A 7,072-nucleotide genomic window follows, 5' to 3' on the forward strand; every position below is an offset into this window, starting at 1 on the left:
CTCAAGCACTTCCGTCGCTTCGCCACCCGCTACGACCGCCGCGCCGACCACTTCCTCGCCTTCATCCACCTCGCCGCCATCATGCTCTGGCTACGCTGAATGTGGATTCGTCCTAGCTGAGCGCCTTGCGGGTCTGTTCCCAGTACTGCGCGCCGGTGATCAGGGTGACGATCGCCGCGAGCCAGAAGAGGCCGTGGGCCGCCAGGGCGAAACCGCTGCGGACCACGGTCTCCTCGGGCAGGGAGAAGGCGCCCCATGCGGCCACGAACAGCTCCATGGCCAGCGAGACGAGCTGCAGGGTGGTCTTCCACTTGGCGAGCAGGGTCACCGGCAGCTTGACGCCCTTGCCGGCCCCCACCTCGCGCAGGGCGCTGACGGTGAACTCGCGGAACAGGATCAGGCCGGCCGGCAGCACCACCATCGGCTGGGGCCCCAGCGACAAGAGGCCCAGCACCGCGCCGCAGACCAGCACCTTGTCGCCGATGGGATCGAGGATGGCGCCCCAGACGCTGGTGGCGTTCAGCCTGCGCGCCAGCCAGCCGTCGAAGAAGTCGGTCACCGCCGCCACAACGAAGGCGTAGACGGCCCACCGCTGCAGGGCGAACTGCTGCAGCGGGTCCAGCCGCTCCGAGAGGTAGGGCACCGCGCCCGCCGCCGCGGCCAGGGCCACGAACATGAACAGCGCCAGCACCAGGCGCATCGAGGTCAGGATGTTGGGCAGGGACTTCATCGGGCTATCGAGCGCGCCGCCTTGAGCTTCGTTTCGGGAAAAGCTTAGCCGTGTTCGCGCGGCCGCGTCAGGCCTTATGGAAATGGTCGTAGATGCGCTGGGCCAGGGCTTCCGAGACGCCGTCGATCTTGGCCAGGTCCTCCACCGAGGCGCGGCTCACGCCCCGGGCCGAGCCGAAGGCGTGCAGCAGGGCGCGCTTGCGGCCGGGGCCCACGCCGTCGATCTCGTCCAGCGGGTTCTTCTTCATGTCCATGGCGCGCCGGGTGCGGTGGCTGCCGATGGCGAACCGGTGCGCCTCGTCGCGCAGGCGCTGGAGGTAGTAGAGGACCGGGCTCTTGGGCTCGAGCATGAAGTAGGGCTTGCCGGGGATGTAGAACCGCTCCAGGCCCGCGTCGCGGTCGGGCCCCTTGGCGACGCCCACCACCGGGATGTCGTCCACGCCGAGGTCGGCCATGATCTCCATGACCGCGCTGACCTGGCCGGCGCCGCCGTCGATGAGCACGAGGTCCGGCCGGATCGCCTCCTGCCCCTCCTCCTCCTCCTTCACCAGGCGGCCGAAGCGGCGGCGCAGCACCTCCTTCATCATGCCGAAGTCGTCGCCGGGGGTGAGTTCGGTCGAGCGGATGTTGAACTTGCGGTACTGGCTCTTCTGGAAGCCCTCGGGACCGGCCACGATCATGCCGCCCACCGCGTTCGTGCCCATGATGTGGCTGTTGTCGTAGACCTCGATGCGCTCGGGGCGGGCCTCCAGGCCGAACGCCTCGCACACGCCGTCCAGCAGCTTGGACTGGGCCGAGCTCTCGGCCATCTTGCGCCCCAGGGCCTCGCGGGCGTTGGTCAGCGCGTGCTCGACGAGCTGGCGCTTCTCGCCGCGCTGGGGCCGGGCGATCTCCACCTTGCGGTCCGCCTTCTGCCCCAGGGCCTCCGCGAGCAGCTCGCATTCGGCCGGCAGGATGTTCACCAGGATCGACTTCGGGATCGGCTTGTCGTCGTAGAACTGGCCCAGGAAGGCGCCCATGATGTCGGCGTCCTCGTCCGTCCGGTCCACCCGGGGAAAGTAGGCGCGGTTGCCCCAGTTCTGTCCCGCCCGGAAGAAGAACACCTGCACGCAGGCCTGGCCGCCCTCGGCGTGGAGCGCGAAGACGTCGGCCTCGTCCACTGTCTCGGGATTGATCTGCTGTTCCTGGGCGACGGAAGCCAGGGCGCGGATGCGGTCGCGCAGCCTTGCGGCGCGCTCGAACTCCAGGTCCTCGGCGGCGGCCTGCATCTCCTCGGCCATGCGCGCCATCACCGCCCGGCTCTTGCCGCGAAGGAAGGCGGCCGCCTCGTCGACGAGGCCGTTGTAGTCCTCCAGGCTGATGAGTCCGGTGCACGGCGCCGAGCAGCGGCGGATCTGGTGCAGCATGCACGGCCGCGTGCGGGTCTCGTACACGCTGTCCGAGCACGACCGTAGCAGGAACGCCTTCTGCAGGGTGTTCAGCGTGCGGTTCACCGCCCAGGCCGAGGCGAACGGGCCGAAGTAGTCGCCCTTGATCGTGTGGGCGCCGCGGTGCTTGCGGAGCTGGGCGGCCGGATGCTCCCGGCGGATGACGATCTCGGGAAAGCTCTTGTCGTCGCGCAGCAGGACGTTGAAGCGCGGCTTGAGCTGCTTGATCAGGTTGATCTCGAGCAGCAGGGCGTCGGTCTCGGTCCGGGTGGTGACGAACTCCATGGAGCGCGTCAGGTCGACCATGTGGGCGATGCGCTGGGTGTGAAACCGCCCCTGGGCATATTGAAGCACCCGCTTCTTCAGCGAGCGGGCCTTGCCCACGTAGAGGACCTCGCCGTCCTCGCCGATCATGCGGTAGACGCCGGGTCGGTCAGGCAGTCGCTTGACCTCGTCCTTGATGAGCGCGGCGCCCTTCAGCGGGACCTCTGTATCCAGCATGGGCGGCAATATAGGCAGGTTTGCGCGCCGTGGCAGGGCGCAGGGCCGTCGACGCAACCAGCTTCGCCGTTGCGCGTTCCGGACTGATCGGGGGTTGCGACTTGAAGCTTACGTCGGACGAAGTCGCGGTGGCTCTCGGGCCTGCATCCCCCGAACGCCCGGATCTGGCGGCGGCCTTCCGCGTCCTGCCCAGCCCCTACATGGTCATCGACCGCCAGTTACGATACGTGGAGGTCAACGATGCCTACTGCGCAGTGGTCGAGCGCTCACGCGAGACGCTGCTGGGCCGGAATCTCTTCGACCTGTTCCCCAACCCGGGGCCCGCCGGCCGGCGCCTGAAGGAGTCCTTCGAGCGCGTGCTGGCCACGGGTCAGCCGGACTCCATCCCGCTCATCCCCTACCCGATCGAGCGGCCGGCCAGCCGCGGCGGCGGCTTCGAGATGCGCTACTGGTCGGCCGCCCACGTGCCGCTGTTCGACCGCGCGGGCCGTCCCGCCTTCGTGATGCAGAACACCGTCGACGTCACAGAACTCCAGCGGCTGAAGGAGATCGCCTACGGCCCGGGCTCGGACGCCCTGCCGCCGGCGCCTGGCGAGAAGGACATCCTGCTGCGCGCCCAGGAGGTTCAGGCGCTGAACCAGTCGCTGCTGCAGGAGAGCCAGGGTCTGCGCGACCTCTTCATGCAGGCGCCGGGCTTCATGGCCGTGGTGACCGGCCCCGAGCTCCGCTTCGCCCTGGTCAACCACGCCTACCTCCAGCTCATCGGCCACCGGCAGGTGATCGGCAGGACGGTGGCCGAGGCCCTGCCCGAGGTGATCGAGCAGGGCTTCGCCGAGCTCCTCGGCAAGGTGATGCACGAGAGCGAGCCCTTCGTCGGCCAGGCCGTGGGCGTGCGCCTCCAGCGGGCGCCGGGACTGCCTCTGGAAGAGCGGTTCCTGGACTTCATCTACCAGCCGATCCTGGGGCCCGACGGCGTGGCCTGGGGCGTGTTCATCGAGGGCAGCGACGTCACCGCCCGGGTGCTGGCCGAGCGCCAGCAGAAGCTGCTGCTGGACGAGCTGAACCACCGGGTGAAGAACACCCTCGCCACCGTACAGTCGATCGCCAGCCAGACCCTGCGGACGACGACCGACGCCGCCACGTTCCGCGAGGCGTTCGAGGCCAGGCTGATGGCGCTCTCGGCCACCCACGACCTGCTCACCGCCACGAGCTGGCGCAGCGCCGCCGTGCGCGACGTCCTGCTGGGCGAGGTCCGGCCGCACGGCGACGAGCGCTACACGCTCGACGGCCCCGACGTGGCGCTCGCGCCGGCCCAGGCCGTGGCGCTCGGCCTCCTGGTCCACGAGCTGTCGACCAACGCAGCCAAGTACGGCGCGCTCTCCACCGGCGCCGGTCATGTCGCCGTGGCCTGGACCGTCGAGGACGACGCCCTCGACCTGACCTGGTCCGAGACCGGCGGCCCGCCCGTCGCGCCCCCGTCGCGGCGCGGCTTCGGCTCGCGCCTCATCGAGCGCAGCCTGGAGGGATCGCTGGGCGGCCGCGCCTCCCTCGACTTCGCGCCCGGCGGGCTGGTCTGCCGGGTGAGCCTGCCCTTGGGTCGAACCGGCTAGATCTTCACCGCGCCGGACGAGAGCTTCTCGAACACCGACTTGGTGATCTTCACGTAGCCCTTCTTCGGATCGTGGAAGAACAGCGGGCCCTTGATGCGCCCCGGATCGTAGCCGTCGGCCACCAGGTCGATCTTGCGGATCTTGAAGGTGCCGGTGGTCTCCATGGCCGGCAGCAGGCGGACGAACACCGGCTGGGCGTAGGTGGGGAGCTCCCGGGCCACGTGCTCGCCGAAGGCCTTGATGTCGAACTCCGGGCCCACGACCAGCGCGGCCATGCCGGCCCGTCCGTCGGCGCCCTCCACGGAGACGCCGTAGACGGTGGCCTGCTCGACGCCGGACGCGGCCTGCAGCCGCTCGGCCACCTCGTTGGTGGACACGTTCTCGCCCTTCCAGCGGAAGGTGTCGCCGATCCGGTCCACGAAATAGAGATAGCCGTCGGCGTCCTGGCGCATGAGGTCGCCGGTGGCGAACCAGGCGTCGCCGCGCTCGAAGACGTCGCGCAGGACCTTCTTCTCCGAGGCCTTCTTGTCGAGATAGCCCGAATACTCGGCCCGGGCGTCGCCGCCGATCCGGCCGATGCACTCGCCCACCTGCCCCGGCCCGCACTCGATGCAGAAGCCGTTCGGGCCCCGGATCACCTCCTCCTTCTCGACGTCGAACTGGACGAGGCGGATGTTGAAGCGGCTGCGCAGCCACCTGGGCGCCCGGCCGACCGCGCCCTCGCGGCCGTCGAAGTTGAACAGGCTGACGTTGCCTTCGGTCGAGCCGTAGAACTCCAGGATGTCGGGGATGCGGAAGCGCTCCTTCATCACCGGCCAGATGTCCGGCCGCAGGCCGTTGCCGAACGCCAGGCGCAGCTTGTGCCGGGTCTCGTCCGGATCGGGCTCGTGGTTGACGAGGTAGCGGCAGAGTTCGCCGATGTAGACGAACATGGTGCAGCCTTCCTGGACCACGTCGCTCCAGAAGTGGCTGGCCGAGAAGCGGCGGCGCAGCACCACCGAGCCGCCGTTCAGCAGGGCCGCGCCCAGCGCGCAGAGGCCGCCGGTTGCGTGGTAGAGCGGGAGGGTCACGTAGATCCGGTCCGAGGCCTTGGCCCCCGTCGAGCCCGCGAAGCCGCGCATGTAGAGCTGGGCCCGCATGTGGGTGATCCGGGCGGCCTTGGGCATGCCCGTCGTGCCCGAGGTGAAGATCAGCAGCGCCGTGTCGGCCGCCGTCATGTCCTCGCGCAGGGACCGGTCCGGCGGAAGCTGGCTGCAGCTCTTCAGCGCCTGGACGAGGTCGCGCTGGTCGCCGATGGCCCGGCCCAGCACCCACTGCTGGAATGTGCGCTCCAGCAGCGGCTTGGCCTGTTCGAAGACCGGCGAGGTGTCGGCGTCGACGATGATGTGGGTCGCGCCCGAGATGTTCAGGCAATGGGCCAGCGGAGGGCCGGCGAGCTGGTTGTTGATCAGCGCGGTGACCACGCCGGCCTTGGTCAGCCCGTACCAGATGGCGAAGTATTCGATCCGGTTGGGCATGAAGAGCGCCACGGTCTGGCCGCGCCTCAGGCCCAGGCCCTTGGCCCAGTGCGCGTAGCGGTTGGCCATGGCGTCGAGCTCGCCATAGGTGACCGTGCGCCCCTCGAAGGTCATGGCGGGACGGTCCCGCCACTTGTCCATCGCCGCCTGGAGATCGTCGCAGACGAGGTTGCGGCTCTCCTTCGAGATCGATTTCACCCGGTTCAGCGTCCGGGTCAGCCCGCGCAGAAAACGCCACTCGCGCGAAAGCCTGGCCTTGAGGCGCATCCATTCCTCCGACTTGGGGGTGCGAGCTTGGGGATGACCCGCCCGGCCGGTCAAGCGAGGCTTTGGAGGGCCTTGATGACCAGCCCGTGAAGACCTGAGCCGGCGAAATCACGAAATCGGCCAAACTGCGGCGCCATTTCGCGACGATATGATTTCTCGTGGCAAGAAGAACTGCCGATCAGGCATGATTACAAGGCCGCTTTACAAGATTACTCGCGACTTCGACCTCCCCCATCTTCCTCCAGACCGGCGCCGTCATTCCACCACGGTGCAGGTTTGCATTCCGGTTCGTGGAACCGCGTCCGAACAACATCGTTTTGACTTCGCGACACTTTCTGGAGGGACAAGCATGTCCATGGAAACCAACGGCGAAAACCAAGGCGCGCTGTTCGCCCCCACCCCCGTCTGGGAACGCAATCGGAAGCGCCGGGGCCGGCCCTCGGCCTCGGCCCAACCGCCCCTGGCCGCCGAGCCGCGCGCTCTCGCGGAAACGCCTGACCGGCCCCCGATGACCGACACCCGGCGCATCACCGAAACCCCGCCCATGACCGAGCCCGCTCTGGACCGTCCCTGGGAGCGCCCCCTCGATCGAACCGTGGGCGCCGCGGCGGTTCCCGAGGAAACGCCTGGTCTCGTGGCCCCCATCGGCCGGCGGACCCCGACGAGGCGCCGGAGCAGCCTGCCGGTCGCCGTGGCGGCGGTGAGCGTCGCGGCCCTGGGCGCCGTGGGCGTCGCCGGCTGGTACGCCAGCCAGCAGGACCGGGGCGTGGCGGAGCTGACGCCGGGCGGTCCCGCGACGGAGGAGGACCTGACGCTCGCCCAGGCGACGCCGACGCCCACCGTTCCCGCGGCGCCTCCGCCGCCGCCGTCCGCGTCGGCCGCGACGACCGCCGCTGCGCAAGCCGCCCCGGCGCCGCGCGCGACCGCATCGGCCGAACGCCGGACCGCCGCCCGTCCGGCCGGCGCCTCGCGCGCCAGGCCCGCGGCCGCCGCCAGCGCGGCGGAGAGCGGGATCAACGCC

At 69.7% G+C, this 7,072-nt stretch carries 5 protein-coding genes and 1 pseudogene; 3 read left to right on the forward strand and 3 right to left on the reverse strand.

Features of this window, described 5'->3' with window-relative positions:
- Positions 1 to 99 (forward strand): annotated as a pseudogene (locus tag ACK4TT_RS18030) (IS5/IS1182 family transposase); the annotation flags it as partial.
- Between the two features lie 13 nt (positions 100 to 112).
- Here the strand turns inward: ACK4TT_RS18030 and pgsA are convergent.
- Both pgsA and uvrC read right to left on the reverse strand, forming a co-directional pair.
- Complete coding sequence (pgsA, locus tag ACK4TT_RS18035) at positions 113 to 730, reverse strand: CDP-diacylglycerol--glycerol-3-phosphate 3-phosphatidyltransferase (RefSeq protein WP_409636680.1); 618 nt, start codon at positions 728 to 730, stop codon at positions 113 to 115.
- A gap of 67 nt (positions 731 to 797) precedes the next feature.
- Positions 798 to 2,657 carry an excinuclease ABC subunit UvrC gene (gene uvrC / locus ACK4TT_RS18040; protein WP_410213609.1) on the reverse strand — a complete coding sequence of 620 codons (1,860 nt, stop codon included), beginning with the start codon at positions 2,655 to 2,657 and terminating at the stop codon, positions 798 to 800.
- A 101-nt stretch (positions 2,658 to 2,758) separates the two neighbouring features.
- On the opposite strand from uvrC, the gene ACK4TT_RS18045 reads away from it, so the two are divergent.
- The gene (locus tag ACK4TT_RS18045; protein ID WP_410213610.1) at positions 2,759 to 4,267 is read left to right on the forward strand and encodes a sensor histidine kinase; all 1,509 of its coding nucleotides are present in this window, start codon (positions 2,759 to 2,761) and stop codon (positions 4,265 to 4,267) included.
- Here the strand turns inward: ACK4TT_RS18045 and ACK4TT_RS18050 are convergent.
- A complete protein-coding gene (locus ACK4TT_RS18050; protein WP_409641289.1) occupies positions 4,264 to 6,105 on the reverse strand; it encodes a long-chain-acyl-CoA synthetase in 1,842 nt (613 codons plus the stop codon). The two genes, ACK4TT_RS18045 and ACK4TT_RS18050, sit on opposite strands and share 4 nt — an antisense overlap.
- A gap of 295 nt (positions 6,106 to 6,400) precedes the next feature.
- Here ACK4TT_RS18050 and ACK4TT_RS18055 point away from each other — a divergent pair.
- On the forward strand, positions 6,401 to 7,072 hold a 672-nt coding region (locus tag ACK4TT_RS18055), incomplete at its 3' end, for a hypothetical protein (RefSeq protein ID WP_410213611.1).

Source organism: Phenylobacterium sp. (assembly GCF_046463815.1).
Classification (GTDB): Bacteria; Pseudomonadota; Alphaproteobacteria; order Caulobacterales; family Caulobacteraceae; genus Phenylobacterium.

Bases quoted from the DNA above. Each gene is read 5' to 3' on its own strand.
- uvrC (WP_410213609.1), bottom strand. From the start codon at position 2,657: ATGCTGGATACAGAGGTCCCGCTGAAGGGCGCCGCGCTCATCAAGGAC.
- pgsA (WP_409636680.1), bottom strand. From the start codon at position 730: ATGAAGTCCCTGCCCAACATCCTGACCTCGATGCGCCTGGTGCTGGCG.